Annotated in this window: 27 protein-coding genes; 7 read left to right on the top strand and 20 right to left on the bottom strand. The window is 76.0% G+C overall.

Annotated elements, in window-relative coordinates; all coding sequences use genetic code 11:
* Nucleotides 1–2: 2 nt before the first annotated feature.
* Nucleotides 3–1,535, bottom strand: a complete 1,533-nt coding sequence (locus WJX68_RS01650; protein ID WP_340285695.1) for a GDSL-type esterase/lipase family protein — start codon at nucleotides 1,533–1,535, stop codon at nucleotides 3–5.
* A 70-nt stretch (nucleotides 1,536–1,605) separates the two neighbouring features.
* Nucleotides 1,606–2,097: a DUF309 domain-containing protein gene (locus tag WJX68_RS01655; RefSeq protein ID WP_340285697.1), complete on the bottom strand. Its 492-nt coding sequence runs from the start codon at nucleotides 2,095–2,097 to the stop codon at nucleotides 1,606–1,608.
* Between the two features lie 38 nt (nucleotides 2,098–2,135).
* Between WJX68_RS01655 and WJX68_RS01660 the strand changes: the two genes are divergently transcribed.
* The gene (locus tag WJX68_RS01660) at nucleotides 2,136–2,897 is read left to right on the top strand and encodes an SDR family oxidoreductase (RefSeq protein ID WP_340285698.1); all 762 of its coding nucleotides are present in this window, start codon (nucleotides 2,136–2,138) and stop codon (nucleotides 2,895–2,897) included.
* Nucleotides 2,898–2,941: 44 nt separating this feature from the next.
* Nucleotides 2,942–4,657 (top strand): hypothetical protein, encoded by a 1,716-nt coding sequence (locus WJX68_RS01665; protein WP_340285699.1) that lies wholly within the window; start codon nucleotides 2,942–2,944, stop codon nucleotides 4,655–4,657.
* Between the two features lie 9 nt (nucleotides 4,658–4,666).
* Here the strand turns inward: WJX68_RS01665 and WJX68_RS01670 are convergent, their stop codons facing one another.
* From WJX68_RS01670 to WJX68_RS01680, 3 genes are read right to left on the bottom strand one after another with little or no spacing between them, the layout of a single operon-like run.
* On the bottom strand, nucleotides 4,667–5,581 hold the full coding sequence (locus WJX68_RS01670) for a TIGR03854 family LLM class F420-dependent oxidoreductase (RefSeq protein WP_340285700.1): 915 nt from the start codon (nucleotides 5,579–5,581) through the stop codon (nucleotides 4,667–4,669).
* A gap of 53 nt (nucleotides 5,582–5,634) precedes the next feature.
* On the bottom strand, nucleotides 5,635–6,549 hold the full coding sequence (locus tag WJX68_RS01675) for a TIGR03854 family LLM class F420-dependent oxidoreductase (protein WP_340285701.1): 915 nt from the start codon (nucleotides 6,547–6,549) through the stop codon (nucleotides 5,635–5,637).
* Between the two features lie 21 nt (nucleotides 6,550–6,570).
* Nucleotides 6,571–7,182: a TIGR03086 family metal-binding protein gene (locus WJX68_RS01680; RefSeq protein ID WP_340285702.1), complete on the bottom strand. Its 612-nt coding sequence runs from the start codon at nucleotides 7,180–7,182 to the stop codon at nucleotides 6,571–6,573.
* Nucleotides 7,183–7,331: 149 nt separating this feature from the next.
* Here WJX68_RS01680 and WJX68_RS01685 point away from each other — a divergent pair, with 149 nt between their 5' ends.
* Nucleotides 7,332–7,664, top strand: a complete 333-nt coding sequence (locus WJX68_RS01685; RefSeq protein ID WP_340285705.1) for a DUF3817 domain-containing protein — start codon at nucleotides 7,332–7,334, stop codon at nucleotides 7,662–7,664.
* A 177-nt stretch (nucleotides 7,665–7,841) separates the two neighbouring features.
* Here the strand turns inward: WJX68_RS01685 and WJX68_RS01690 are convergent, their stop codons facing one another.
* Genes WJX68_RS01690 through WJX68_RS01705 form a run of 4 tightly spaced genes read right to left on the bottom strand, consistent with a single transcriptional unit; the run spans nucleotide 7,842 to nucleotide 13,308 of the window.
* Nucleotides 7,842–8,660 (bottom strand): SWIM zinc finger family protein, encoded by an 819-nt coding sequence (locus WJX68_RS01690; protein WP_340285707.1) that lies wholly within the window; start codon nucleotides 8,658–8,660, stop codon nucleotides 7,842–7,844.
* The gene (locus tag WJX68_RS01695) at nucleotides 8,653–11,724 is read right to left on the bottom strand and encodes an SNF2-related protein (RefSeq protein ID WP_340285708.1); all 3,072 of its coding nucleotides are present in this window, start codon (nucleotides 11,722–11,724) and stop codon (nucleotides 8,653–8,655) included. Before WJX68_RS01695 ends, WJX68_RS01690 begins: the two co-directional genes overlap by 8 nt.
* Before the next feature lie 10 nt (nucleotides 11,725–11,734).
* Nucleotides 11,735–12,358: an alpha/beta hydrolase gene (locus WJX68_RS01700; RefSeq protein ID WP_340285710.1), complete on the bottom strand. Its 624-nt coding sequence runs from the start codon at nucleotides 12,356–12,358 to the stop codon at nucleotides 11,735–11,737.
* Nucleotides 12,355–13,308 (bottom strand): VOC family protein, encoded by a 954-nt coding sequence (locus WJX68_RS01705; protein WP_340285712.1) that lies wholly within the window; start codon nucleotides 13,306–13,308, stop codon nucleotides 12,355–12,357. The genes WJX68_RS01700 and WJX68_RS01705 overlap by 4 nt, the downstream gene beginning before the upstream one ends.
* Nucleotides 13,309–13,440: 132 nt before the next feature.
* Between WJX68_RS01705 and WJX68_RS01710 the strand changes: the two genes are divergently transcribed.
* Nucleotides 13,441–14,253: a helix-turn-helix domain-containing protein gene (locus tag WJX68_RS01710; RefSeq protein ID WP_340285714.1), complete on the top strand. Its 813-nt coding sequence runs from the start codon at nucleotides 13,441–13,443 to the stop codon at nucleotides 14,251–14,253.
* On the opposite strand, the gene WJX68_RS01715 is transcribed toward WJX68_RS01710, so the two are convergent.
* Genes WJX68_RS01715 through WJX68_RS01725 form a run of 3 tightly spaced genes read right to left on the bottom strand, consistent with a single transcriptional unit; the run spans nucleotide 14,217 to nucleotide 16,083 of the window.
* On the bottom strand, nucleotides 14,217–14,699 hold the full coding sequence (locus WJX68_RS01715) for an SRPBCC family protein (RefSeq protein ID WP_340285715.1): 483 nt from the start codon (nucleotides 14,697–14,699) through the stop codon (nucleotides 14,217–14,219). The two genes, WJX68_RS01710 and WJX68_RS01715, sit on opposite strands and share 37 nt — an antisense overlap.
* Nucleotides 14,696–15,049, bottom strand: coding sequence for an ArsR/SmtB family transcription factor (locus WJX68_RS01720; protein ID WP_340285879.1), 354 nt, complete (start codon nucleotides 15,047–15,049; stop codon nucleotides 14,696–14,698). Before WJX68_RS01720 ends, WJX68_RS01715 begins: the two co-directional genes overlap by 4 nt.
* Nucleotides 15,050–15,096: 47 nt before the next feature.
* Nucleotides 15,097–16,083 carry a pirin family protein gene (locus WJX68_RS01725; protein WP_340285716.1) on the bottom strand — a complete coding sequence of 329 codons (987 nt, stop codon included), beginning with the start codon at nucleotides 16,081–16,083 and terminating at the stop codon, nucleotides 15,097–15,099.
* A gap of 81 nt (nucleotides 16,084–16,164) precedes the next feature.
* On the opposite strand from WJX68_RS01725, the gene WJX68_RS01730 reads away from it, so the two are divergent.
* Nucleotides 16,165–17,049, top strand: a complete 885-nt coding sequence (locus WJX68_RS01730) for an SMP-30/gluconolactonase/LRE family protein (protein ID WP_340285717.1) — start codon at nucleotides 16,165–16,167, stop codon at nucleotides 17,047–17,049.
* Nucleotides 17,049–17,474: a TIGR03668 family PPOX class F420-dependent oxidoreductase gene (locus WJX68_RS01735; protein WP_340285718.1), complete on the top strand. Its 426-nt coding sequence runs from the start codon at nucleotides 17,049–17,051 to the stop codon at nucleotides 17,472–17,474. The genes WJX68_RS01730 and WJX68_RS01735 overlap by 1 nt, the downstream gene beginning before the upstream one ends.
* A gap of 28 nt (nucleotides 17,475–17,502) precedes the next feature.
* Here WJX68_RS01735 and WJX68_RS01740 read toward each other — a convergent pair whose 3' ends face one another.
* From WJX68_RS01740 to WJX68_RS01760, 5 genes are read right to left on the bottom strand one after another with little or no spacing between them, the layout of a single operon-like run.
* The gene (locus WJX68_RS01740; protein WP_340285719.1) at nucleotides 17,503–18,279 is read right to left on the bottom strand and encodes an alpha/beta fold hydrolase; all 777 of its coding nucleotides are present in this window, start codon (nucleotides 18,277–18,279) and stop codon (nucleotides 17,503–17,505) included.
* 9 nt (nucleotides 18,280–18,288) lie between these two features.
* Nucleotides 18,289–18,684: an MmcQ/YjbR family DNA-binding protein gene (locus WJX68_RS01745; protein ID WP_340285720.1), complete on the bottom strand. Its 396-nt coding sequence runs from the start codon at nucleotides 18,682–18,684 to the stop codon at nucleotides 18,289–18,291.
* Nucleotides 18,681–19,067 (bottom strand): VOC family protein, encoded by a 387-nt coding sequence (locus WJX68_RS01750; protein ID WP_340285721.1) that lies wholly within the window; start codon nucleotides 19,065–19,067, stop codon nucleotides 18,681–18,683. The genes WJX68_RS01745 and WJX68_RS01750 overlap by 4 nt, the downstream gene beginning before the upstream one ends.
* The gene (locus tag WJX68_RS01755; RefSeq protein WP_340285723.1) at nucleotides 19,064–19,900 is read right to left on the bottom strand and encodes a helix-turn-helix domain-containing protein; all 837 of its coding nucleotides are present in this window, start codon (nucleotides 19,898–19,900) and stop codon (nucleotides 19,064–19,066) included. The genes WJX68_RS01750 and WJX68_RS01755 overlap by 4 nt, the downstream gene beginning before the upstream one ends.
* Nucleotides 19,901–19,943: 43 nt before the next feature.
* Nucleotides 19,944–20,540 carry a LysE/ArgO family amino acid transporter gene (locus WJX68_RS01760; protein ID WP_340285725.1) on the bottom strand — a complete coding sequence of 199 codons (597 nt, stop codon included), beginning with the start codon at nucleotides 20,538–20,540 and terminating at the stop codon, nucleotides 19,944–19,946.
* Nucleotides 20,541–20,614: 74 nt separating this feature from the next.
* On the opposite strand from WJX68_RS01760, the gene WJX68_RS01765 reads away from it, so the two are divergent.
* On the top strand, nucleotides 20,615–21,508 hold the full coding sequence (locus tag WJX68_RS01765) for a LysR family transcriptional regulator ArgP (RefSeq protein ID WP_340285727.1): 894 nt from the start codon (nucleotides 20,615–20,617) through the stop codon (nucleotides 21,506–21,508).
* 9 nt (nucleotides 21,509–21,517) lie between these two features.
* Here the strand turns inward: WJX68_RS01765 and WJX68_RS01770 are convergent, their stop codons facing one another.
* The 3 genes from WJX68_RS01770 to WJX68_RS01780 all read right to left on the bottom strand — a co-directional run bounded on the left by WJX68_RS01770 (nucleotide 21,518) and on the right by WJX68_RS01780 (nucleotide 26,021).
* Nucleotides 21,518–21,730, bottom strand: coding sequence for a hypothetical protein (locus tag WJX68_RS01770; protein ID WP_340285729.1), 213 nt, complete (start codon nucleotides 21,728–21,730; stop codon nucleotides 21,518–21,520).
* A 91-nt stretch (nucleotides 21,731–21,821) separates the two neighbouring features.
* Entirely contained in the window at nucleotides 21,822–24,185 is a 2,364-nt protein-coding gene (locus WJX68_RS01775) for a transglycosylase domain-containing protein (protein ID WP_340285731.1), read from the bottom strand.
* Between the two features lie 1,440 nt (nucleotides 24,186–25,625).
* Complete coding sequence (locus WJX68_RS01780) at nucleotides 25,626–26,021, bottom strand: nuclear transport factor 2 family protein (RefSeq protein WP_340285732.1); 396 nt, start codon at nucleotides 26,019–26,021, stop codon at nucleotides 25,626–25,628.
* Between the last annotated feature and the right edge of the window lie 48 nt (nucleotides 26,022–26,069).

Below are 26,069 nucleotides of genomic sequence, written 5' to 3' on the forward strand. Positions count from 1 at the left end.
GCTCAGCCGCCGCCCGTCGGGGGAGCGGCCGTGGTGTCGGGGCGGGGCGACGCGAGCGCCGCCGCCACCGCGGCCGCCATCCGCAGCGAGCCGATCGCCGTCGGGTGGAACGGGTCCGGGGTGTCCAGGCCCATGAGGTCGGGCGCGGTGCGGGCGCGGTCCGGGGCGCACAGCGGCGTCAGGTGCGGGGCGGCGGTGTCGAACCCGACGCGCGCGGCGCCGTCGGACAGGACGTCGTTGAGCCGCCGGTTCCGCTCGGCGAGCAGGTCGATCTTCTCCTGGTCCAGCCCGGGGGCGCCGGCCGGACCGCGCATGTCCGGGCAGCCCGGGTCGACGCGCGCCGGGAACGGGTCGTAGGACAGCGCGACGACGACGCGCGGGCGCCCCGGCAGCGCGTCGAGGTCGCCGAACAGGGCGCCCACGTCGCGGGCGAACGTCGCGAGCCGGGCCTCGAACTCGCCGTCGGAGAGCCGGTCGTCGCAGGTGGCGAGGCCGTAGCAGTACAGCAGGAAGTCCTGCCAGGCCAGGTCGTTCGGACCGATCGCGACGACGACCCACTGCAGCCCCCGGACCTGCTTGAGCCGCCCGACCTGCGGGTCGATCGTGCGGCCCGCGCGCAGCTGCGGGCCGCGCAGTCCTGCGGTCACGCTCGCCCCGGCACAGGCCAGGTTGACGACGCCCTCGCCGCGCAGCTGGCCCAGCTGGGCGGCGGTGGAGTCGGTGCTGCGGTCGCACGCCCGGTCGTCGGGGTCGACGGTGCCGTCGTCGCCGCGCAGCACCGGGCCGCCGACCCGGGCGGCCCGCGAGTCCCCGATCACCGCGCCGGCGACGCCGGTGACCGGCGGCCCGACCGGTGACGGCGTGATCGTCGCCGCGCCGACGAGGTCGGTCAGCGAGGTGACGCGCCCGAGCCCGGTCAGCGTGCCGTGCAGCGCCGCGACCCCCGCACCGGCCCACAGCAGCACCGACGCGGTCACCGCGACGACGGTCATCCGCCCGATCGGGCCGGCGAGGTCGTCCCAGTGCACGCCGCGCCGGCCGCGTGAGCGGGCCCGGTGCATCGCCAGCAGCAGCCGGGCGGTCGCGGTCAGCGCGCTGCCGAGCAGCGCGACGAGCACGATCCCGGCGGCACCCCACAGGTACCAGGTCGCGAAGCCCTCCCCGAGGGTCCGCACGGCGGTGTCGGCGCCGTCGACGGTGTGCGGGCCGAGCAGCGGGCTGTTGTCGGCGGGGCGCGTGAGCGGGCCGATCGACAGCCGCGGCCGGATCGGGCCCCACACCTGTACCCCGGTGAGGTCGAACTCGGCGTTGCCGATCTGGGCGATCTGGGCGGGCCCGGACAGCGACAGCGGCGGCACCCGGGCGCCGACGCCGACGTCCTGGCCGAACACCGCGACGTGGTTCTCCGGGGTCAGCACGATCACCAGCGGGACTCCGACGACCGCGATCAGCGCGAGCAGAAGCAGGGTGGCCGGGGAGCGCGCCTCGCGCAGCAGGGTGCGCGGCCGGGAACGGGGGGCGGGTCGGGCGGCCACGGGCCCATGGTGACCCGCCGCCGTCGCCGGAGTCACGGATGCGGGCCGGTGGTGTACGCCTCCCCGCGGGTCACCCCCGCAGCCGCGGGGCCAGCCGGTGCCCGGCGACGGCGGCGGTGCCGTCGCGTTCGACGTCGTCGGCGAGCCGGTCGGCGTGCTCCGCGAGCCCGGCGAGGTCCAGCCCGGCCGGGACGCCGACGTCGTGCACCCGCCACCGCCGGACGCCGTCGGCGCCGCGGCGCAGCAGCGACACCGTGCCGCGGGCGTTGCCGCGCTGGGCGTGGGTCAGCCCGACGGCGAGCTGGGCCAGCGCGCGCCACAGCTCGCGGGTGTCGTCGCCGGCGTCCTTCCAGGCGCCCTCCAGGACCTCGTGCGCGCCGAACGGCAGGCCCGCGTCGAGCAGCCGCTGGGCCTCGGTGACGGCCTCGGCGGGGGAGCGCCGGAGGTCCTCGGGCACCCGCTCGACCCCGGTGGCGCCGCGGGGCAGCGGGCGTCCGGCGGCGTCGCGCGGGCGGGCGTTGCGGGCCCGGCCCCTCTCGTCGCGGTCACGGGAGCGGGTCATGCGGGCGAGGGTGCCAGGTCTGCGGGTTAACGTGGGTCATGATCGAGGGACTGTTCGACGTCAGCGGCCGCGTCGCCGTGGTCACCGGCGGCACCAGCGGCATCGGGCGGATGATCGCCGGCGGGCTCGCCGAGGCCGGCGCGCGGGTGTACGTGTCGAGCCGCAAGGCCGACGCCTGCGCGGAGACCGCCGCCGAGATCGGGGCGACCGGCATCGCGGCCGACCTGTCGTCGGAGGACGAGTGCCGGCGCCTGGCCGCCGAGGTCGGCGCCCGCGAGGAACGCGTGCACCTGCTGGTCAACAACGCGGGCGCCACCTGGGGCGCGCCGCTGGAGGAGTTCCCGGCCCACGCGTGGGACAAGGTGCTCGACCTCAACCTGAAGGCCCCGTTCTTCCTGACCCGCGCGTTCCTGCCGCTGCTGGAGGCCGCCGCGTCGCACGAGGACCCGGCCCGGGTGGTCAACGTCGGCAGCATCGACGGGCTGCGGGTGCCCGAGCTGCCGAACTACAGCTACTCGGCGAGCAAGGCCGGGGTCCACCAGCTCACCCGGGTGCTGGCCCGCGACCTGGCGGAGAAGCGGATCACGGTGAACGCGATCGCGCCGGGTCCGTTCCCGTCGCGGATGATGCGCGCGACCCTGGAGGCGGCCGGCGACTCGATCGCCGACGCCACGCCGCTGGGCCGGATCGGGCGGGCGTCGGACGTGGTGGGGGCGACCCTGTTCCTGGCCGGGGCGGCGGGGTCCTACGTCACCGGGGCGGTGCTGCCCGTCGACGGGGGGATCTGGACGACGCGCTGAGGGCCGCCGCGGCGCCGGCTCCGGGCCTGCGCCACAATCTCGCGGTGGTGCAGGCACCGGAGAGTCCGTCTGTCCGACCCGAATTCGGCGCGCGGCCGGGCCGGGTGATCCCCGCTCTCCGGTGGTCGATGGCGGTCGGCGTCCCGACCGTCGTCCTGGCTGCGCACATGGCGCTGTACGGACGATGGCTCGTCGACGACGCAGCCATCACGTTCGCGTACGCCCGCTCGCTGGCAGAGGGTGCCGGCCCGGTGTTGCAGGCAGGTACAACCCCTGTGGAGGGCTGGTCCAACCCGACCTGGCTCGCTCTGCTGACTGTCGCGATCGGGTTCGGATTGTTCGATCACGGATCGTGGTTCGGCGTCCCCGATCTCGTCATGTTTCCGAAGGCGCTCGCCCTGGTGTGCGGAGCGGGGGTCGCGGCGGGCTTTCACGTCGTCATGCGGGAAGTCGTCGGCGACCGGTGGCGGGCCGCTGTGCTTGCGGCGACGGCCGGGTCGCTGGTCGGACTCGTCCCGTCCTATGCGGTGTGGCTCGCATCAGGTCTGGAGAACCCGCTTCTCACGGTAACCGTGATCGCGCTGACGGCTCTCCTCGTCAGGGCGGAGGCGCGGGGGCGGCTCACGACACCGACGACGGCGATCGTCGCCGGACTGCTTGCGGCCGTGGCGGCGCTGACCCGCCCCGACGGTCTCGTCTACATGCTGGGCCTGCCCACGGTTCTCCTGCTGCTTGTCAGGGGTGGCGAGCCCGGTCGGTCCGTCAGAGCGGCCGGGCTGTCCATGCTCGCGTTCGTCGTCCCGGTAGGCACCTATCTCGCTTGGAGATGGTCGACGTTCGGGTTGCTGATTCCGAATACTGCCGTCGCGAAGTCTCAGGGACTGCCCGGAATGACGGCGCTCAACCGTCCCGCCGAGCTCGTCTCGGTCGCAGGATGGCTGCTGGTCTGCGTCGTGGTGGCCGCGCTCGGAGCCGCGTCGTTGCGGCCTGGGCGCCACCGCCCCCTCGTCGTCATGCTCGTTCTGCTCGGCCTGGCGCTCGGAGCCTATGCGGTCCTCGAACCCGACTGGATGGGGCTGCAGCGTTTCGCGACACCGGTGTGGGCGCTCGCTGCGCTCATCGGAGTCGTGTCGATGGACCGCGCACTGCGGCTTGCAACGATTCGTGGTCGTTTGGTCGCGGTCGTGCTCGTCGGCGTTGCGCTCACGGTATCCGGGACATCCTGGTGGCAGACCGCCCGAACGTTCCGCGAGGCGCCTACCGTGCGACTGTGTGGGGTCGCGGTCGCGATGGGAGCCGGCCCCAACGTCCTGGGTGACATCCTCGGCATCAGGACCGGGCGACTGGCGACCCCCGACATCGGTGGTGCAGCGTTGGTCAGCCGGTACGAGATCGTCGATCTGGTCGGCTTGGCGTCCGGCCCGATCGCTCGCTTCCACGCCGACGGCGACATGGCCGGGCTTCGGAACTTCGTCCTGGACGAGGTCCGGCCGGAAATGATCGAGATTCACGGCGCGTGGACGCGGGCGACCGGCCTGCTCGAGGATCCGCGCATGTCGGAGCGGTACCTGCCGATCTACATGGAACGTCCCGGTAGCGGCTACTTCGTGCGGCGCGACCTAGTGCCCGATCCTGCCGTACTCGACCAGGCCACCAGATTTGCGGAGCAGGTCCTACAGCCCCGCCGCGAATCGATCGGGCCTCGGTCCAGCTGCGGCTCGCTGCGTCCGGGATCGACCGACGCCGTAGCCTCGGACTGAGCCGGTGATCTAGCCCTCCAGCGGCTCCAGCTCGGCGGTGAACCGGTCGAGGAACGACGGCCAGTCCGCCACCGGCTCGGTCGAGCGCACGACGAACTTGGTCAGCCCGCCGTCGACGTGGCGCCGCACGAGCCCGGCCACGCCGTCCCAGCCGTCGCCGACGATGTCGCGCCAGTCCGCGTCGGGACGCTGGGCCGCGGCGAGCGCGCGGGCCCGGCCGAGGTCGGCGCCGGGCGGGGCCACCCACAGGTTGGTGCCGTAGTGGTCGTCGTCGATGCGACGGCCGGCGTCGCGGGCGGCCGTCTCGATCACGGTGCGGGCGCGCGCGGTCTCGGCAGGGGTGAGGAAGCTGGCGAGCCAGCCGTCGCCGAGCCGGCCGGCCCGGCGCAGCCCGGCGTCGGCGCGCCCGCCGAGCCAGAGGTCCGGCGGGCGGGCCGGGCGTGGGGTGACGGTGGCGTCGTCGAGGGTGAAGAACTCGCCGTGGTGGGTGACCGAGTCCTCGGTGAGCAGCCGGCGCAGCACCACCAGCGACTCCTCGAACACGGCGGCGAGCGGGCCCGGGACGGGGTGCAGCTGCCGGTCGCACGGCTGCGCCGCGCGCAGCCCGAACACCGGCAGGATCCGCCCCGGGGCGAGCACCGCCAGCGACGCCAGCCCCGCGGCGTGGAGCATCGGGTTGCGGCCGGGCAGCACGGTGACGCCGGTACCGACCTTCAGCGTCCGGGTGCGGGCCGCCGCCCAGGCGCTGCCGACGGTGGGGTCGACGACGGTCTTCGACGCGATGTCCGACAGCCACAGCGAGTCGATGCCGGACGCGTCGAGCGCGCCGAGCAGCTCGTCGAACTCGGCGGCGAATCCGGGCAGGTCGCGGGCCCCCACCAGACCGAGTCCGATGCGGATCGCGCCGTGCGGGGAGGTGGGCACTCCCCGCACGCTACGGCGCACGGCGGGCCGCCGGCCAGGGCGAGCCCGGCGTCTCAACCGGACTCGAGCGGGCCCAGCTCGGCGGTGAACTCGTCGAGGAACCCCGCCCAGTCCGCGACCGGCCGTGCGGGCCGCACGACGAACTTGGTCAGCCCGCCCTCGACGTGGCGGCGGATCTGCTCGGCCGCGCCGTCCCACCCGCGGGCGATCAGCTGCTCGGGGTCGGTGTCCGGGCGCTGCTGCGCGGCCCGGTGCAGCGCGTGGGCGGCGTCCGTGCCGGGCAGGACGACGGTGACGTTCGTGCCGTAGTGGTCGTCGTCGACGTGGCGGCCGGCGTCGCGGGCGGCGGCCTCGATCACGGTGCGCGCGTGCGCGGACTCGGCGGGGGTGAGGAAGCTGCCCAGCCAGCCGTCGGCCAGGCGTCCGACGCGGCGCAGCCCGGCCTCGGCACGCCCACCCAGCCACAGGTCGAGCGGGCGGGCCGGGCGGGGCAGGACGGTGGCGTCGTCGAGGGTGAAGAACTCGCCGTGGTGGGTGACCGAGTCCTCGGTGAGCAGCCGCCGCAGGACGACCAGCGACTCCTCGAACACCGCCGCGCGCGGGCCGGGGACGGGGAAGTGCTGGCGCTCCGACGGCGTCGCGGCGCGCAGCCCGAACGCGGGCAGGATCCGCTTCGGCGCCAGCACGGCCAGCGACGCGAGCTCGGCGGCCAGCAGCATCGGGTTGCGGCCGGGCAGCACGGTGACGCCGGTGCCGACCTTCAGGGTGCGGGTCCGGGCGGCCGCCCAGGTCGTCCCGACGAGCGCGTCGACACCGGGGGCGGACACGAAGTCCGGCAGCCACAGCGAGTCCACGCCGGACCGTTCGAGGGCGTCGACGAACTCGTCGAACTCGGCGCCCGGGTCGGTGGCACGCAGCCCCACCGAGCCGACGCCGATGCGGACCTTGCCGTGCGGGGAGCTCACCACGTACGGCGACGTTACGCCGCGTCAGCGACCCCGGCGCGGGTCGCGACCGCTGTTGCCCAGCGCCCGGTCGAACGCGGGGGCGTCGGCGGGGACCGGGACGACGGGGCCGAACAGGCCCTCGCGCGAGGCCTCCTCGCCGGGCACCGACATCGCGGTGGTGAACTCCAGGACGGCGGCGACGGCGTCGTCGTCGGGGGCGAAGGGCCTGCCGGTCGCGACGGCGAGGTCCCAGCCGTGCAGGACGAGCTCGTCCAGGGCGATGACCCCGCCGACCTCGCCGGGCATCTCCACACCGCCCGCCGCGGTGACGCCCTCCCAGGCGGCCGGGTCGCGCCAGGCCTCGGCGAGCTCGTCGAGGCGGGCGGGCACCGCGCTGCGCCAGTCCGCCACGAGGTGCGCCGCGTCGGCGTGCGGCGCCGTGCCCGCCGCCTCCGGGCTCTTGCGCGCGGCGTGGGTGAACGCCCACGCCAGCCCGTGCAGGTGGTCGAGCAGAGCGGCGACGGTCATGTCCGCGCAGGGGGTCGGCAGGCCGAGCTGGTCCTCCCCGACGGCGGTGACGACGTCGGCGACGGCACGGGCGGTGGGGGCGAGGTCGAGCACGGGAGCCTCCGGGGCGGTGGGCGTGACGGTCATCGGGTGTGACCGCCCGGCCGGGCCGGGCTCATCGCCCGACGTGTAATTCGACACCCGGTAGAAGGTCGTCGGCGGGATGCGGCAGAGTGGACGGGAGTCGAGCCCGTCCGCGGCGGACGGGCCGCGAGCGCCAGGAGGACGCACCCGTCATGAACGACCCGAGCACCGTCGCGAAGGCCTTCCGCGTCGTCGCGATCGCCGAGGCCCTGTCGTGGACCGGCCTGCTGATCGGCATGTTCTTCAAGTGGGTGCTGGCGACGACCGAGGTCGGCGTGCAGGTCATGGGGCCGATCCACGGGGCACTGTTCGTGGCGTACGTGGTCGTGACGCTGTGGACGGCGCGGCTGTTCCGCTGGGACCTGCGCACGACGGTGATCGGGCTGGTCGCCAGCATCCCGCCGCTGACGACGCTCTGGTTCGAGCGCCACGTCGCCGCCACCGGCCGCCTCGACGCCGACCGTGCGCGGCCCGTCCTGGGCTGAGCCGGATCTCCCGGTCCGCGCCGCTTGACGATGAGGTAAGCCTACGCTAATTTCATGGTGTCGCTTCGTGGTGGGAGCGGCGCGTCAGTTCGGGACACAGTGCGGGGGTCGTGCGGGGGTCGTGCGGACGCCCTCGCCGCACCGGCCGGGCCGGGGCGTCCCGTCTCCGCTCGGCACTCACGCGTCCGGCCGGGCCAACGCCTCGTACACCGGCCGGAGAGCGCTGGTCAGCGGCTCCCCGCCGGCCCGCAACGGCGGCTCGGGCACCTGGTCGAGCACCGCACCCGGCTCGGTGTCCGGCGGCCGCGGGGGAGCGGGACCGTCCCCGCCGGTCCAGAACTGCTCCAGCAGGTCCGACAGCGGTGCCGGCCCGGCCGGGGCGGCGGCACCGTCCCGCTCCGTGCGCAGCCGCTCCAGGAGCGTGTCGCGGTCGCGCCCGCGCAGCGTGAGCAGCGTGAACGGGTCGGTGTCGCACCGCTCGGCCAGCACGTAGAACACCGCGGCGAGGTGCTTGCACGGCACCGTCGCGTCCGGGCAGGTGCAGTCCTGCGACAGGTCGCCGGCCGCGGCCGGGAACAGCGACAGCCCGGCGCCGTCGAGCAGCTCCTCGATCTCGGGCGGCACCGTCCCGGCGAGCAGCGCGGCGGCGTACCAGGCGTCGGCGGCCAGCGCCCGCTCCACGCGGCGCCACTCGGTCTTGTCCCACACCCGCAGCCCGATCCGGACCCGGTACGGCTGCGGCCGCGTGCCCTGCACCAGCGCGACCACCGCGCCCGCGTCGACGTCGAGGGACACGATCTGCCCGGCCCGCGCGTAGCTGCGCCCGCGCGAGAGCCGGCCGCCCACCCCGAGCTGCTCCAGCACGGCCAGGAAGCGCGCCGACCACCAGGTGCGGGCCCGGGCGCCCGTCGTGGCGTGGATGCGGATCCCGCCCTCGACCCGGCGCGGCGGCCCGCCGGTGAAGTCCTCCTGCGCCCAGAACGGCCGGTCACTCATCGCCGTCGCCCTCCTCGGCCACCGCGTCGGACCCGAGCGCGAACACCTCGCGCAGCTCGGTCGTGGACTGCGACGTCAGCCAGTCCTCCCCGGCGGTGACGACCATGTCCGACAACGACCGTTTCGCCGACACCAGCGCCTCGATCCGCTCCTCGACCGTCCCCGGGCACACGAACCGGCGCACCTGCACCGCGCGTCGTTGCCCGATCCGGAACGCCCGGTCGGTGGCCTGGTCCTCCACCGCCGGGTTCCACCAGCGGTCGAGGTGGATCACGTGGTTGGCCGCGGTCAGGGTGAGGCCCGTGCCGCCGGCCCGCAGCGACAGCAGGAACAGCGACGGGCCGTCGCCGGACTGGAAGCGGGCCACCATCTCGTCGCGGCGCTTCTTCGGTGTCCCGCCGTGCAGGTACAGCACCTCGGTGTCGAACCGGGCCGACAGGTGCGGGCGCAGCATCGCCGCGAACTCGGTGTACTGGGTGAACAGCAGCGCCCGGTCCCCGGCGGCCAGCACCGGCTCCAGCAGCTCCTCCAGCCGCGCGACCTTGCCCGAGCGGTGCCGCCCACCGGCGCGGTGGATCGGCGAACCGTCGTGCAGCAGCTGCGCCGGGTGGTTGCAGATCTGCTTGAGCTTGCTCATCGCGGCCAGCACGTTGCCGCGCCGCTCGATGCCCTGGCTGTCCTCGATCCGCTCCATCATGTCGTCGACGACCGTGCGGTACAGCGAGGCCTGCTCGCGGGTGAGCCGGTGGTCGGTGACCATCTCGATCTTCTCGGGCAGGTCGTCGATGACCGTCGGGTCGGTCTTGACCCGCCGCAGCAGGTAGGGCCGGGTGATCCGGCGCAGCGTGCGGGCGGCGCCGGCGTCGCCGTGGCGCTCGATCGGCACCGCGAAGCGCTGGCGGAACACCTCCGGGACCCCGAGCACCCCGGGGTTGAGGAAGTCCATGACCGACCAGAGCTCGGCGAGCCGGTTCTCCATCGGCGTGCCGGTGAGCGCGACCCGGTGCCCGGCGTCGAACGAGCGCATCGTCCGCGACGCCGCCGCGTACGAGTTCTTGATCATCTGCGCCTCGTCGAGCACCAGCCGGTGGTACCGCCACGCCCGCAGGTCCTCCGCGTCGCGGACGGCGGTCGCGTAGGTGGTGACGACCAGGTCGGCCGCGCGGAGCCGGGCGTGCAGCGCCTCGCCCCGCGGGCGGGCGGCGCCGTGGTGGGCGTGCACCCGCAGGCCGGGGGCGAACGCGGCGGCCTCGCGCTGCCAGGTGCCGACCATCGACATCGGGCACACGATCAGCGTCGGCGCGCCGGTGGGACCGTCGGTGCGGTCGTGTGCCTCCAGCGCCAGCAGCTGCACGGTCTTGCCCAGACCCATGTCGTCGGCCAGGCAGGCCCCCAGCCCGAGCGAGCCCAGGAACGCCAGCCACGCCAGGCCCCGCTCCTGGTACGGGCGCAGGGTCGCGGTGAAGCCCGGCGGCGCCGGGAGCGGCGACAGCTCGCGGTCGGCGGTGCCGTCGAGCAGCGCACCGAGGCGCCCGCGCGCGGACACGTCGGTGACCGGCAGCGGGGCGTCCGCGTCGCCGCGTGCGGCGGCCAGCACCTCGCCGACGGTGGGCGGCCGGTCGCGGTGGCGGCGCAGGAAGTCCAGGCCCTGCGCGAGCGCCTCGGCGTCGACCGACACCCACCGCCCGCGCAGCCGTACCAGCGGCGCCTTCGCCGCGACCAGCGCGGCGATCTCGGACTCGCCGAGCTCGTCGTCGCCGACGGCCAGCGACCAGCGGAACCGGGCCAGCTCGTCGCGCCCGAGCCCACCCCGGGTGACGACCCCGGGCGCCGCCGCCGAGGACGCCGACAGCTTCAGCCCCAGCGGGCGCCGCCCGTCCCAGCCGCGCGGCAGCGCCACCCCGAACCCCGCGGCGAGCAGCGCCGGGGCGTCGCGGGTCAGGAACCGGTGCGCGCCCGCGACGTCGAGCCGGAGCTCGGACGGGCGGGCCCGGCGCAGCGCCGGGACCAGCGCCGGCAGCACCTGCGCGGCCCGGCCCAGCTCGGCCAGCAGCACGTCCTGCGCGCCGGACACCAGCGCGTCGGCCTCCCCGGCCCACACCCCGGCGGCGTCGAACAGCAGGCTCGGGTCCTCGGTGGAGCGCAGCGCGAACTGCAGCTCCCAGCGCGTGCCGTCACCGGTCTGGTCGTCCAGGTCGGGGCCGGGGTCGGCCGGGTCGTGCAGCGTCGAGACCTCGGCGAGCCGGAACAGCGCGGTGCCCGCGCCGGGCTGCTCGCGGCCCACGTCGTCCCACACGGCCAGCGCCTCGCGCAGCACGCGCAGCCCGGCACCGGTCGCGGCGAGGTCGGCCGACGGCCCGGTCAGCGCGTGCAGCAGCGCGGCCGGGGCGTCGGCGCGCGCGGGCAGCGCGACCGGCATCGCGGCGCTGCGGCCCAGCCGCTCGCGGACCGCGGCGTCGGTGAAACGGGCCAGCGCGGCGTCGACGAGCTCGTCCGGGTCCTGGCCCGCGACGTCGCCGGGGCGCCGCTGCTCGGCCCGTGCCACCGGCGGCAGCCGCCGCACCTTCTCGGCGCGGGCCACCGCGTCGAGCCCCTGCACGACCGGGCGCCAGCGGGCCGCCGGGCGCCCGGACTCGGTGAGCAGCACCGGCAGCACCCGCCCGCGGGCGGCGAGCTCCTCGGCGAAGCGTGCCAGGTCCGCGAGGTGGGTGAACCCGGCGCCGTAGCGCACCTCCTCGGACGGGTCGGTCAGCTCCGAGGGGGCCACCAGCACGGCCGGCACCGTCCACGGCGCGAGCCGCGGGGCGCTGCGCCCCCGGGTCCGCGGCCGGGCGCGGACCAGGCCGGGGGAGTCCAGCGGCCCCGACGCCGAGGACGGCAGCAGCACCGTCACCGACGCGGGCTTGCCGGGGTGGACCGCGGCCAGCTCGTCCGACGGCACCGCGAACGGGTGCGGCCGGGCCGTGCGCAGCGACCGGCGGTCGGTCCGCGCGGAACGCTCGCCGTCCTCCGCCCACAGCAGGACGCCGCGGGCGGGGGAGTGCAGGGCGTGGACGACGAACACGCCGCCGAATCTAGGCCCGACCCCCGACAGCGACCGCGTGCAGGAGCCCCGCGGCGGCCGCGCACGCCTCGTCGGTGATCACGTGCTCGCCGCCGTCGTCGATCCGCAGGTCCACCCGCGCACCCGCGCCGGCCAGCAGCGACGCGGTCTCGCGGACCCGGTGCGCCGGCACCCACGGGTCCCGCGAGACCGACCGCAGCACCGCCGGTGTCGGCGCCAGCGACCCGGCGGGCGGGCCGGGTACCGGGTCCGGCCCGACGAACCCGCCGGTGTGCAGCACGAGCCCGGCGCACGGGCGCGGGTCGCGCACCAGCACGTGGTGCGCGGCCAGGCAGGCACCCTGGGAGAACCCCCACAGCACCACCCGGTCCCGGCCGGCCCCCTCGTCCGCCAGCCGGGCCAGCTGGTCGTCGACGACGTCGAGCGCGCGCAGCAGCGCGTCCCGGTTCTCGTCGAACGGCTCCAGGAACGGTTTCGGGTACCAGCTGTCCCCGGCCGCCCGCGGCGCCACGAACCGGGCCGGGACGTCGCCGAACCGGGCCGCGGTCGCCGCCATGTCCGCCGGGTCGCGCCCGCGCCCGTGCAGCGCGAGCACGACGAGCGGCGCGGCCGGATCACCCCAGGTGAGCGTCACGCCTCGATCGGCTCCAGCTTCGCGAAGATCTCCTCGCGGCGGTGCTCGAACTGCTCGGGCAGCTGGAACCGGGTGCCCAGCTCGTGCGGGGACTCGTCGCAGGTCCAGCCGCCCTCGTCGTGGGTCACGGCGAGTTCGAACAGCGCGCCCGACGGCGTCCGGACGTAGACGCTCTTGAAGTACTTGCGGTCCTTCAGCTCGGAGACGTCGGTGTAGCCGGCGCCCTCGATGTCGAACTTCACCGCGTCCTGGTTCGCCAGGTCGGACACGTTCCACGCGAAGTGGTGGTAGGTGCCCGCGCCGTAGCGCCAGGTGCCCTGGTCGTCGCGGCGGTTGACGGTGATCTCGAGGTGGTTGCCGACCTTCGCGTCGCCGATCCGCAGGCCGACGACGTCGCCGTCCTCGGCGGGGGCACCCCGGGCGAAGAACGAGGTGTCGGCGAACTCGACCATCCGGTCCGGGGTGGTCATGTGCACGCCGACGCCGTGGATGCCGTGCACCGCGTGCTCGGCGGACACCCCGTTGCCCTCGTACCCGCGACGCGGGTCGCCCGCGTTGGCGACGAGCTGGTACTCGATGCCCGACGGGTGGCGGAACGCCAGCCGCCGCTGGTCGAACCGCTCGAGGTCGGCGACCTCGACGTCGTGGGAGCGCAGCCGTCGCGACCAGTAGTCCAGCGAGCCGTCCGGCACCGAGAGCAGCACCTCGCGGGCCTGGTTGGTGCCGCGCGTGCCGAACTGCCCGGCCTGCGCCCACGGGAACGTGGTGACCACGCTGGACGGGTCGCCGTCGGCGTTGGAGTAGTACAGGTGGTAGATCGGCAGGGTGCCGTCGAACAGCACGGTGCGCTTGATGAAGCGCAGGCCGAGGATCCGGGTGTGGAAGTCGACGTCCTCCTGGGCGCCGGCGACGGACAGGGTGACGTGGTGCGAGCCTTCGACGTGAGCCACGGCACCGACGCTAGGAACGCCGTCGCCGGCCCGCATCGCCCGTGGGCGCAGACAGCTGTCGTGGCCGTGCACGTCCCCCAGGGGTGAGCGGATGGCTACGGTGGCCGTACCCGACCGCCGAAGGAGCCGCCGATGACCTCCGTCGCCGACCGTCCGCTCGCCGTCCCGGTCGACACGGACGGGGTCGGGTTCGAGACCGTCGCCGGCGCGGTCGGGCCGTTGCCCGGCGACGACCGGCTGGTGCTGGTCCTGCCGCTGACCGGCCGCGCCCTGCTCGGCGACGGCAGCACCCTCACCCCCGACCGCTGGGCGCTGCTGGACCCGGACCGCCCGGACGTCCCGGTCCCGGGGCCGGGGTTCGGTGCGCTGTGCGTGCGGTTCCCCCGCGACCGGGTCGAGCCGCGCGGCGACGGTCTGCACGGCGTCGCCGGGACGGCCGTCGACGCGGGCCCCGGACTCGGCGGCTACGTCCGCGACACCCTGCTCGCGCTGGACGCGCACCGGGACACGATGGGTGCGCACGCCGCGATCGCCGTCCGGCACGCCGTCGACCTGGTCGGGGTGCTCCTGCGCACGACCGCGGGGGTCGAGCCCGCGCCGCGCTGCGACCTGCTCGACCGGATCAAGGCGCACGTCGACGCGCACCTGGGGGATCCCGATCTGTCCCCGGCCGGGATCGCCGCCGCGCACTTCGTGTCCGCCCGCCACCTGCACGGCCTGTTCGCCGGGACCGGGACCAGCGCGGCGGCGTGGATCCGCTCCCGGCGCGTCGAGATGTGCCGGCGCGACCTGGCCGACGCCGGCCTGGCCGACGTCCCGGCCGCCGCCATCGGATCGCGCTGGGGGTTCCGCGGGCCCTCGCACTTCGGGCAGGTGTTCAAGCGGGCGACCGGGCTGACCCCGGCGGCCTACCGGGAGGCGAGCAGCTCGTCGAGCTTCTCGTAGCCCTCCTCCACCCCGGTCTCCATGCCGGAGGCGAGCATCGCGTCGCGCCCCTCGAACGAGTCGAACAGCGACGTCGCGACCAGCCGGGCGCGCCCACCGGGCAGCTCCGTCAGCGTCATCGTCTCGAGGCAGACGCTGTCGCCGAAGCCCTCGAAGGTGAAGGTCTGCACGATCCGGTCCGGGGAGCGAACCTCGTGGAACGAGCCGAAGAAGCGGTACTCGCCCCGGTCGTCGGCGTGGACGTAGCGGTACCCGCCGCCGGTCTCGGCGTCCCAGCGCTGCACGGTCATCGTCAGTCCGCGCGGGCCGAGCCAGCGCACGACCTTGTCGACGTCGACGTGGGCGTCGAAGACCCGCTCGGGCGGGGCGTCGAACTCACGGGTGATGCGGACCGCGGGCAGACCGTCCACGGCCTCGATGATGGTCTCGCGGGTACCGGTGCTCATGCCGTCTCCTCGTCCGTGGCGGGTGTGGTCATCTCCTCCGCCAGCAGGGCGTCGAGCCGCGCGTAGCGCGCCTCCACCTGCCGCCGGTACCGCTCGATCCAGGCCGTCAGCAGGTCGAAGACCTCCGCCTCCAGGTGCACCGGACGGCGCTGGGCGACGCGGCTGCGCCGGACCAGCCCCGCGTCCTCCAGTACCCGGATGTGCTTCGAGACGGCCTGCACGGAGACGTCGTAGGGCTCGGCGAGCTCGTTCACCGTCGCGTCGGCGGCGGCCAGGCGCGCCACCATGTCGCGCCGGGTCGGGTCCGCCAGCGCGGCGAACACCTTGGTCAGCCGGTCCTCCACGACCATCTCCTCGTTCAACCGTGCGGTTGAATGAGCGTACCGTACTCAACCGCTCAGTTGAAGGAGCCGGGCAGCGACCCGTGCGGGACGTGGTCGGACGGGACGACGCCGAGGCGGCCGCGCTGGTAGTCCTCGAACGCCTGGTACACCTCGGCCTCGGTGTTCATGACGAACGGACCGGCCCATGCGACGGGCTCGCGGATCGGCTGTCCGCCCAGCACGACGACGTCGAGGCCGGGGTGGCGCGACTCCTGCGCGGTGTTGCCGTCGACGGTGACCACGTCCCCCGGCCCGAACACCGCGAGCTGGCCGGTCCGGACGGGACGCCGGTCCGCGCCCACGGTCCCCGCCCCGCTCAGCACGTAGACCAGCGCGTTGTACGCCCGGGGCCACGGCAGCCGCAGCCGGGCGCCGGGGGAGACGGTGGCGTGCACCATCGCCATCGGGGTGTGCGTCGACCCCGGGCCGGACACGCCCGCGACGTCCCCGGCGATCACCCGCAGCAGGGCGCCGCCGTCGGGCGTGGCGACCAGGGCGGACTCCCCGCCGCGCAGGTCCTGGTACTTCGGGGGCAGCCACTTGTCGGCCCTCGGCAGGTTCACCCACAGCTGCAGGCCGTGGAACAGCCCGCCGCTGCGGACCAGGGCCTCCGGCGGTCGCTCGATGTGCAGCAGCCCGGAGCCGGCCGTCATCCACTGGGTGTCGCCGTCGGTGATGGTCCCGCCGCCGCCGTGGCTGTCGCCGTGCTCGAAGGTGCCGTCGATGATGTAGGTGACGGTCTCGAAGCCGCGGTGCGGGTGCCAGGACGTGCCCTTCGGCTCGCCGGGCGCGTACTCGACCTCGCCCATCTGGTCCATGTGCAGGAACGGGTCGAGGTCGCGCAGGTCCACGCCCTGGAAGGCGCGGCGGACGGGGAAGCCCTCGCCCTCGACGCCCCGGGGTGCGGTGGTGACGCTGCGGACCCCGCGGTCGAGGTCGGTCGGACCGGCCTGCGGGACGCGGGGCAGGGCGCTGACGTCGGAGACGGTGACGGCGGGCATCGGGACCTCCCGTGGTGGTGGTTGTTGCACAGTCAACCATCGGACCGGCGCCGGGATTCCCGGTGCGCAAGACTGGGCACCATGACGGAGCTGTCGACGGTGTTGTCCGGTATGTCGTTCCTGGAGGGGCCGCGCTGGCGCGACGGCCGGATCTGGGTGAGCGACTTCTACACCCACCGGGTGCTGTCCGCACGCGCCGACGGCTCCGACCTGCGCACCGAGGCCGAGGTGCCGCAGCAGCCGTCCGGGCTGGGCTGGCTGCCCGACGGCAGGCTGCTCGTGGTGTCCATGCGCGACCGGCGGATCCTGCGCCGCGAGCCCGACGGCTCCCTGGTCACCCACGCCGACCTGTCCGGGCACGCCGAGCACGTGCTCAACGACATGGTCGTCGACGGTGGCGGCGGGCTCTGGGTGGGCAGCTTCGGCTTCGACCTGATGAACGGCGCCCCGCGCGCCGCGGCGCCGCTGCTGCGCGTCGCGCCCGACGGCGCGGTGTCGGTCGCGAGCGAGCCGCTGCACTTCGCCAACGGACCCGCCCTGACCGGCGGCGACCTCGTCGTCGCCGAGACCTTCGGCAACCGGCTGTCGGCCTTCGCGATCGGCGAGGACGGCACCCTCGGTCCGCGCCGGGACTGGGCGGCCTTCGGACCGCTCGCGGCGGCCGAGGACCCCTTCGACGCGATCGCCGAGCTCACCGTCGCCCCCGACGGCATCTCCGCGCCCGACGCGGAGGGGGCGATCTGGGTCGCCGACGCGATCGGCAACCGCGCGATCCGGGTCCGGCCCGGCGGCCTGATCGACGGCGAGGTGTCCACCGCGCAGGTCGGGACCTTCGCCTGCGCGCTGGGCGGCGACGACGGCCGGACCCTGTTCCTGTGCACCGCCCCCGGCTTCGCCGAGCACGAGCGCCGCGACACCCGCCTCGGTGAGCTGCTCGCCGTGCGGGTGGCGGTCCCGGCGGCCTGATGCCCGCCCTCGACGACGCCGCCGCCCGTGCCCTCCTGGCCGGCGCGCGGGTGGCGCGGCTGGCCACGATCCGCGCCTCCGACGGCACCCCGCGCCTGGTCCCGATCACGTTCGCGCTGCTCGACGGGCTGGTCGTGTCCGCCGTCGACGACGTCAAGCCCAAGCGGCACCGGCGTCTGGCCCGGCTGCGCGACGTCGAGGCCGACCCGCGCGTCGCGCTGCTGGCCGACCACTACGACGACGACTGGTCCCGGCTGTGGTGGGTCCGGCTCGACGCCACCGCGGCCGTCCACGACGACGGCGAGCTGCACGCCGCCGCCGTCGCCGCGCTCGTCGCGAGGTACCCGCCCTACGCCGCGCAGCCCCCCGAGGGCCCGGTGCTGGCCCTGACCCCCGTGCGCTGGACCGCCTGGTCGGCGCGCTGACGCGGTCGCGGCCGGCGGGCGGGGCGGGTCAGGGCAGGGACCGCAGGAACCCGGTGACCGCGGCCGTGGTCTCCTCGGGCAGCTCGAGGTGCGGCGCGTGGCCGCAGGGCAGCTCGGTCACCGTCACCGGCCCGGCCGCCCGCTCCGCGACGGAGCGGACGTGCACGGTGCTGCCGTAGGGGTCGTCCTCGCCCTGGATCCCGAGCACCGGCGCGGTGATCCCGGCCAGCGCGTCGCGCACGTCCCAGTCGCGGAAGGCCGGGTCGAGCCACATGTCGTTCCAGCCGCGGAAGGCGGCGTCGGGGTCGTCGTGGTGGCGGGCCATCCGGGTGCGCAGGTCCCCGGACTCGAACGCGGTGCGCGCGTCGCGGATCGCGGTGAGCGCGAACTCCTCCACCAGCACGTGCGGGGCCAGCACGACCACCCCGGTCACCGGCAGGGACGTGGCCGCCAGCAGCGCGATCGTGCCGCCGTCGGAGTGCCCGACCAGCACCGGGCGGTCCAGCCGCAGCGCGGTGCACAGCGCCGGGACCGTCGACGCCGCCTCGACCGCCATGAACTCCGGGGTGCGCGGGGCGCGGGGCCGGGCGGAGCGGCCGTGGCCGAGCCGGGAGTAGGCGACGGCGCGCCGGCCGGTCGCGCCGGCGATGCGGCGGTGGAAGCCGCGCCAGAGCCCGGTCGAGCCGAGCCCCTCGTGCAGGAACAGCAGCGGGGCCCGGCCCGGGTCGCCGGGCACGTCCTCGTACTCGTGCGCCAGCCCGTCGAGGGTGAGCAGCAGCGGGAGGTCCGGGGTCGGCACCGTCACGGGCGCAGCCTAGTGCGCCCCGGCGTCGAACCCGGCCCGCAGACCCGCCGGTGCCACGCACCGCCACGCGTCGGTGACGATCTCGGTGACCTCGTCGCGGTCGGCCGCGGCGTCGCCGGTCCCGTCGAGCACGACGCCGAGCCAGCCGCGGTGGCCGACGTAGGCGGGCCGGAAGAAGCGTGCCGGGTCCTCGGCGACCAGCTCCTCCTGCACGCCCGGCGGCGCCGCGCACCAGAACGCCAGGTGCGGGTGGCCGTGGTGGTGCGGCGCGTAGGACACGAACATCGCGCGGACGAACCACGACGGCGACCCGTGGCTCACCCGCTCGGTCACCCCGGGCAGGCCGAGGCAGATCTCCCGCAGCCAGGGCAGCGGGTCGGCGGGGTCGGGCCGGCGGGCGGTCACGCGCGTCCCGGCCGGTAGGTGCCGACGCTCCAGACGTTGCCCTCCGGATCGGTGACGGCGAACTCGCGTGACCCGTAGTCCTGGTCGACGGGCGCCATGCTGATCCCGGCACCGGCGGCGACCGCGCGGGCGTGCCGGGCGTCGGGGTCGTCGCAGGTCAGGTAGAGGACGGCGCGGCCGGTGCCGAAGCGGTCGTCGTCGCCGCGCCGCGGTCCGAGCAGGACGATGCCGGTGTCGTCGCCGTCGTCCCAGGCCAGCTCGGCGTGCGCGACGGCGCCGTCGCCGTCGGTGTGCACGGCCACCTCGCGCAGGCCCAGGGCCGTGGTGAGGAACGCGATGGCGGCGCGGGGGTCGTCGTATCGGAGGGTGGGATGCAGGCTCATGACGCACGATCCTGGCCGGTCGGCGGCGTGAGGTCTTGTACGGACGGGAACCCGGCCGCCCGCTCGGCGCGGAACGCGCCCGGGGTGATCCCGGCGAGCGCGCGGAACTCCCGCGTCAGGTGCGCCTGGTCGGTGTAGCCGCAGCCGGCGGCCACCCCCGCCAGCGGCGTGCCGGCGCCGACGAGCGCGGCGGCGCGGCCGAAGCGCAGCACCCGCCGCGCCGTCACCGGCGCGATCCCGGTCTGGGTGCGGAAGCGGTCCTGCAGGTGGCGACGGCTCCACCCGGTCTCCGCGGCGACCACGCCCACCGGCACCGTCCCGCCGGAGGCCTCGAACCGGGACCAGGCGTGCAGCACCTCCGGGTCGGGACGGCGTGCCCGCGCGTCCAGCAACCGGGTCGCCAGCAGGTCGGTGACCAGGGCGAACCGGTGCGACCAGGTGGGGGCGGCGGCGAGGCGGTCCGGGAGGGCGGCCAGCGCGGTGTCGTCGAGCTCGTCGAGGCGGGGGACCGCGCCGCCGGGCAGCGCGCGCCCGCCGAGCAGGGTGAACGCCGCCGCCGGGGTCAGGTCGACCTGCACCCCGGCCTGCGGGCCGGTGAACTCGGTCAGCACCCAGGTGTCGCCGAGCCCGCCGGCGAACGCGGTCGCGCTCGCCGTCCCGACGCCGGGGCCGGACAGCGCGATCGGGTGCGCCCCCAGGATCAGCGCGACCCCGGCGGCCGGGGGCTGGCGGCGCCGCACGGGATCGGGGGAGTGCTCCCGGTAGCCGAGGTAGCGCAGCACGTGTCCGCGCAGCGCCGCGGGCGGGCGTGCCGGTACGTACTCGGCGGACACTCATCGAGGTCTACTCCGTCGTGCCCGCCGCGTCCACCGTTCCTCAGCCGAGTGCGAGCCCGGCGGCCAGCCCGAGCACGACGGCCGCGACGACGCCGTCGAGCACCCGCCAGGCGGCGGGGCGGGCGAACACCCCGGCCAGCCGGGTGGCGCCGTAGCCGAGGCCGGAGAACCAGGTCAGGCTGGCCGCGACCACCCCGGCGCCGAACGCCCAGCGGCCGTCGTCGCCGTGCGCGGCGGCCAGCGACCCCAGCACGACCAGGTCGAGGGCCATGTGCGGGTTGAGGAACGTCAGCGCGGCCGCGCTGCTCAGCACCGGGGCGAGCGGGCGGGCCGAGCCGCGGGTGTCGGCGGCCAGCGCACCGGGCCGGAACGCGCGGCGCAGCGCGAGCAGCCCGTAGCCGGTCAGCCAGGCCACCCCGCCCCAGCGCACGACCTCGACCAGCCCCGGCACCCGGTCGAGGAGCAGGCCCACCCCGGCGACGGCCGCCGTCACCAGCACGAGGTCGGCCAGCACGCAGAACACGACCACCGCCGAGACGTGCTCGCGGCGCAGCCCCTGGCGCAGCACGAACGTGTTCTGCGCCCCGATCGCCGCGATCAGCGACATACCCGTCCCGAACCCCGCCAGCACGCTCACGTCCCGACCGTAGGCACGGTGCCCCCCGGAACGCGCACCGGCTGAACATCGCTCATCAAGTGTAGATTCACTTCATGTACGACCGGGACCGTCTGGCCACGCTCAGCGCCGTCGTGGAGGAGGGCGGGTTCGACGCCGCCGCCGCCCGGCTCTCGATCACCCCGTCGGCGGTCTCGCAGCGGATCAAGGCCCTCGAGCGCCAGGCCCGCCAGGTCCTGGTCCGCCGGACGCGCCCGTGCGTGCCGACCGAGGCCGGGGCGGCGCTGCTGCGCCTGGCCCGCCAGATCGCCGTCCTGGAGGGGGAGGTGGCGGCCGGGTTCGGCGACACCGACCCGGCGGGCACCCACCTGCCGATCGCGGTCAACGCCGACTCGGTGACCCACTGGTTCCTCACCGCGGTCGTCCCGCTCGCCGCCCGGTTCGGGGTGCGCCTGGACCTGCACGTGGACGACGAGGCGCACACCGCGGCCCTGCTGCGCGAGGGCGCGGTGCTCGGCGCGGTGACGACGTCGTCCACCCCGGTGCAGGGCTGCGCGGTCCGCCCGCTGGGCGCCACCCGCTACCGGCCCGTCGCCGCCCGCCCGGTGTACGACCGGTGGTTCGCCGGGCGCGACCCCGCCGAGGCGTTCCCGGTCGCCCCGCGGGTCGACTTCGGCCCGAAGGACCGGCTGCAGACCCGCTTCGTCCGCGGGCTCACCCACCGGCCGTGCACCGGGCCGGCGCACCGGGTCCCGGCCGCCGACGGCTACCACGACGCCGTGCGGGCCGGCCTCGGCTGGGGGATGTTCACCGACGGCCCGGCGCACGCCTCGGCCGGGACCGGCCGGATCGTGCTGCTCGACGCCGAGCGCCACCTCGACGTGCCGCTGTACTGGCAGCACTGGAAGCTGTCCACGACCGTCCTCGACGCGCTCACCGAGGCGGTGTGCGCGGCCGCGGCGACCGTCCTGGTCGCGCCGGGCGGCTGACGAGGCGGGTCAGATCCCCGGTCGCCAGGGCCGTCCGAGCCGGATGTCGCAGGTGATCTCGCCGCGGTCGACCCCGGTGAGGTCGGCGATGAGGTCGCGCACGGCGTCCTCGGCGGTCCGGGGGTCGTCGACGGTCGTCGACGCCTCGATGCCGGGCACGTAGAGGGTGAGCCTGCGGTCGGCCCGCCAGGCCACCACCTCGAAGTGATGGTGTCCGGTCACGACCCCACGGTAGCCCGGCGGCACGGCTCGCGGCAGCGCCGTGAGCCACGCCGTGAGCCAGGCCGTGGGTCTCGCCGTGGGCGCGGTCGCCTCAGCCGACGGTCGGGTCCGCCGCCGCGCGGCCGGCGTCGCCGCCGGGCTGCGGCTCGTCCTGCTGGGCCGGCGCGGCGCCGTCGGTCGGCTCGGGGGTGCCGGTGGGGTCGACCGGCGCCTCCTGGTCGGGAGCGGCCGGCTCCGGGGTGGGCTCGGGCGTCGGCGTGGCGCTGGGCGTCGGCGTCGCGGTCGGCTCGTTCGGCGCCAGGCTCGACGGGGACTCGCCGATCGGGCGGAACGGCGGGAACTCGGTGGTGCCGGTGGAGCGCACGGTCGTCGACATGAACTCCTGCCACATGTCTCCGGGCAGGTCCGAGCCGTTGATCGGTCGCCCCGTGGCGTCCTGGATGGGGTCGTTGCGGTCGGTGCCGACCCACACCGCGGTCGCGACGTCGGGGGTGAAGCCGGCGAACCAGGCGTCGTTGTTCTGGCCCTCGAAGCGGGACTGCACGGTGCCGGTCTTGCCGGCGGCCTCCTGACCGCCGGGCAGCTGCAGCCCGTCGTTGGCGACGACGTTCATCATCGCCTCGGCGACGTTGCGGGCCACCTGCTCGGGGAAGCGCTGCTCGCCCTCGCCGGGCTGGTACTCGTAGAGCACCCGTCCCTCGGAGTCGACCACCTTGGACACCAGGTGCGGTGCGTGCCACACCCCGCCCGCGGCGATCGTCGCGTACGCCGACGCCAGCTGGGCCGGCGTGACCTCCTTGTTGCCCAGCGGCAGCCGGGCGTCCGGGTTCTCCAGCGGTGCGGTGATGCCGGCCAGGCGCGCGGCGTCGGCCACCTTCTGCGGGCCGACCTGCGCCGCCAGCTTGGTGAACACGACGTTGTTGGAGATCGTCATCGCCTGCTTGAGGTCGCAGCGCGGGCAGTTGGCGCCCTCGGCGTTGCGCAGGCCGGGCCGCTCGGACCCGTCGAAGGTGGTGCCGAGGCCGACCGGCGGGTCCTGCAGCAGCCCGGCGAGCACCGCGAACGGCTTGAACGTCGACCCCGGCTGCTTCATCACCTGGGCGTAGTCCAGGCCGGTGCCGTTGGCGCCGCCGTAGTAGCCGAGGATGCCGCCGGTGCGCGGGTCGATCGCGACGGCGCCGGTGCGCAGCACGTCGGGCTCGCCCCTGAGCTTCTGCTCGACGGAGTCGGTCAGCTCCTGCTGTCGCTGCGGGTCGATGGTGGTGGTGACCTGCAGGCCGCCCTGGGCGAAGGCCTGCTCGGAGATGCCCAGCGAGCCCAGCTCGGAGCGGACGGCGTTGAGGATGTGGCCGCGCGCGTCGGTCAGCGACGACGAGCGCGAGGTGTTCTGCGGCGGGATCGTCGAGGGGAACTGGGCCGCCTCGCGGTCGGCGCGGCTGATCCAGCCCTGCTGCGCCATGCCGTCGAGCACGAAGCTCCAGCGCTGCCGGGCGCGGTCCGGCGAGTTCGCCGGGTCCCAGTTCGACGGCGACTGGATGATCCCGGCCAGCAGCGCGCCCTCGCTGGGGGTCAGCTGCGCGGCCGGCTTGCCGTAGTAGGCCAGGCTCGCGGACTCGATGCCGTAGGCGCCGCGGCCGAAGTAGATCGCGTTCAGGTAGTCGTTGAGGATCTCGTCCTTGGACTTCTGCCCGGAGACCTTCAGCGAGACGATCAGTTCCTTGTACTTGCGCCAGTACGTGGCGTCGTTGCCGACCAGGGTGTTCTTCACGTACTGCTGGGTGATCGTCGACCCGCCGCCGACACCACCGGTGAGCTGGTTGAACGCCGCCCGCAGGATGCCGGTGAAGTCGAAGCCGGGGTTGGAGTAGAACGAGCGGTCCTCCGCGGCGAGGACGGCCTCGCGCACGTGGACCGGGATCGCGTCCATCCCCACCCGGATCCGGTTGCCCTGCTCGGGCACCAGCCGGGCGAGCTGGCCGCCGTCGGCGTAGGAGACGGTGGCGATCTGGTTCTGCACGGCGTCGTCGGGGCTGGGGATGGGGAACAGCAGCCAGCCGATCCCGAACAGCAGCAGCGGCAGCAGCACGACCGAGGCCGCGGTCCCGATCAGCGAGTACTTCACCTGGCTGCGCCGGCGGCGGGCCCGCTGCTCGGGGGTGAGCGCGGCCTTCTGCTCGGCGTCGAGGATCCCCAGGCGTCGGCGGACGACCTCGACGCCGGGGCCGACGAGCGCGACGACCCGGTCGAGCGGTCCGTCCGGCTCGGCGCGGCGGCGCCGCCGCGGCCCGGGGACGAGGGCCGTGGCGTCGCCGGCGTCGCCGGCGTCGCCGGGGTGGTCGCCGGGCCGCCCGGTGCCGGGGACCAGTGCGGTGGCGTCGTCGGGGGTGAGGGGGGCGAGCGCGGTCGGCGACTCGTCGGGCTCCGGACGGCGGCGCCGCCCGCCGGGGCGGGGCACGGCGCGGGTCGCGGCCCCCGTCGCGCCGGTCGCGCCGGTCGGGGTCGCGCCGGTCGGGGTCGCGGTCGTCGGGGTCGCGGTCGTCGGGATCGCGGACGACCGTGTCGCGGCGGACCGTGTCGCGGTCGACGGTGCCGGAGCAGCCGGAGCAGCCGGAGCAGCCGGAGCAGCCGGAGCAGCCGGAGCAGCCGGAGCAGCCGGAGCCGTGGGGGGCGTGGCGGCGGACCGTGCCGCCCCGGCCGGGTCCGCCGCCGGCGGGCCGGCCGGACGGGCCGGGGTGCCGGTGGGTGTGGTCGCGGCCGGTGCGCCCTCCGGCTCCGGACGGCGGCGGCGCCCGCCCCGTGCCGGTGCGGACCGCGGCTGCGGTCCGGTGTCACGGCGGGCGCGTGCGGCCCCGGACGGCGGTGCCTGCGGTGCCTGCGCTCCCGGCTCCGGGCGGTCCTGCGGCCCGGAGCCCGGCCGGGGGCCGCGGTCGGTTGCCGGGCGGGGCTGCGGTCCGGTGCCGGGCCGGGGCTGCCCTCCGGTGCCCGGCCGGGGCGGGGCGGGCGAGGCCCCGGCGGGGGAGCGGTGCGCGTCCGGTGCGGCGGGCCGCGGTGTCGCCCCGGTCGTCCGCGGCGGCGGTGCCGTGCCGGGGTCCCGGGGCACCGTGCCGCCGCGCACCCGCAGGCCGACCTTCGTCGTGCCGGTGGTCCCGGACGCCGTGCCGGTGGTCCCGGAGGAGGACGCGGAGCCGGCAGGGGCCGGACGGGAGCCGGGGGAGGCCGCGGCGGCGTCGCGCCCGCGGGCCGCACCCCGCCCACCGGAGACGGACCCGGACGGCCGGTCCGCCGAGCCCCGCACGACGTCCTCGAACGAGCGCGGCTCCTCGGGGGCCGCCCGCCGCCCGCCGCGGCGCTCACCGGCGGGCGCGCCGTGGCGCGGCGCGCGGCCGGAGTCGCCGCGGGCGATCTCGTCGCTGCCGTGCCGCCCGGACGGGCGCTCGTCGACGTCGACCCCGCGCCCGCTGCGGGCGTACGGATCGGACGGACCGGAGGAACCGGACCCGGAAGGGCGGCGCGACCGCGGCGGTGGGGGCGGGCCTGCGGGCAACCGGCTCTCCTCTCGGGTCGACGGCCGGGGGACCGGACGGGTGGACATCGGTTCGCACGGCACAACGACCGGGCGGGGGCCGGCGTTGTGCGGACACGATCGACGTCACTCGAATGTCGGCACGTCAGCGGGGTGATGCGGCGCACGGTGACCGGATCGCCCGATCATGGTGCGCCACGTGGTCCATCGTGCCCGCGGCCGAGGGGCGGACCGGCCGCGGAGATCCACGCGTCGCGCAACGGGCGGTTGCGTGCGACGACGCGCGCCGGGTGCGTCGCCGGGCGGCCGGACGGCCCACCCGCCGCCGACGACCGGCGGCCGCGGGGCGGCGGGCGGGGCGGGCGCGGGGTGTCAGCCGTCGCCGCCGGACCCGGGTGCGGCGAGCAGCGGGCCCATGCGTTCGCGCAGCGCCGTCGCCGCCGACAGCGGCCGCACCAGCACGGTGAGCTCGCGGACGGCGCCGTCGTCGCCGGTGCGCAGGATGTCGACACCCTGCACGTCGCGACCGTCCACACCGGCGGTGAACTCCAGCACGTGACCGTCGGGCCCGGCGTACTCGGCGACGTAGCGGAACCCGGTGAACACGGTGAACACCGCGTCGAGGACCGGGCGCAGCGCGGCGCGGCCCCGGTAGGGGCGGTGCACGACGGGCGAGCGGAACACGACGTCCTCGGAGCACAGGGCGACGGCCGCGTCGAGGTCGCCGGCCTCGATCGCGGCCCGGAAACGGGCGGCGGCGTCGGTCACGGCGGCGATCATGCCGCACCGGGGCGCCGTCGGGCGCGACCCGGCGTC

Source organism: Pseudonocardia spirodelae, assembly GCF_037727765.1.
Classification (GTDB): Bacteria; Actinomycetota; Actinomycetes; order Mycobacteriales; family Pseudonocardiaceae; genus Pseudonocardia; species Pseudonocardia spirodelae.

Coding starts and splice junctions, on each gene's coding strand:
- WJX68_RS01655 (WP_340285697.1), bottom strand. CDS start 2,097: ATGACCCGCTCCCGTGACCGCGACGAGAGGGGCCGGGCCCGCAACGCC.
- WJX68_RS01660 (WP_340285698.1), top strand. CDS start 2,136: ATGATCGAGGGACTGTTCGACGTCAGCGGCCGCGTCGCCGTGGTCACC.
- WJX68_RS01680 (WP_340285702.1), bottom strand. CDS start 7,182: ATGACCGTCACGCCCACCGCCCCGGAGGCTCCCGTGCTCGACCTCGCC.
- WJX68_RS01685 (WP_340285705.1), top strand. CDS start 7,332: ATGAACGACCCGAGCACCGTCGCGAAGGCCTTCCGCGTCGTCGCGATC.
- WJX68_RS01690 (WP_340285707.1), bottom strand. CDS start 8,660: ATGAGTGACCGGCCGTTCTGGGCGCAGGAGGACTTCACCGGCGGGCCG.
- WJX68_RS01710 (WP_340285714.1), top strand. CDS start 13,441: ATGACCTCCGTCGCCGACCGTCCGCTCGCCGTCCCGGTCGACACGGAC.
- WJX68_RS01715 (WP_340285715.1), bottom strand. CDS start 14,699: ATGAGCACCGGTACCCGCGAGACCATCATCGAGGCCGTGGACGGTCTG.
- WJX68_RS01720 (WP_340285879.1), bottom strand. CDS start 15,049: ATGGTCGTGGAGGACCGGCTGACCAAGGTGTTCGCCGCGCTGGCGGAC.
- WJX68_RS01725 (WP_340285716.1), bottom strand. CDS start 16,083: ATGCCCGCCGTCACCGTCTCCGACGTCAGCGCCCTGCCCCGCGTCCCG.
- WJX68_RS01730 (WP_340285717.1), top strand. CDS start 16,165: ATGACGGAGCTGTCGACGGTGTTGTCCGGTATGTCGTTCCTGGAGGGG.
- WJX68_RS01735 (WP_340285718.1), top strand. CDS start 17,049: ATGCCCGCCCTCGACGACGCCGCCGCCCGTGCCCTCCTGGCCGGCGCG.
- WJX68_RS01750 (WP_340285721.1), bottom strand. CDS start 19,067: ATGAGCCTGCATCCCACCCTCCGATACGACGACCCCCGCGCCGCCATC.
- WJX68_RS01765 (WP_340285727.1), top strand. CDS start 20,615: ATGTACGACCGGGACCGTCTGGCCACGCTCAGCGCCGTCGTGGAGGAG.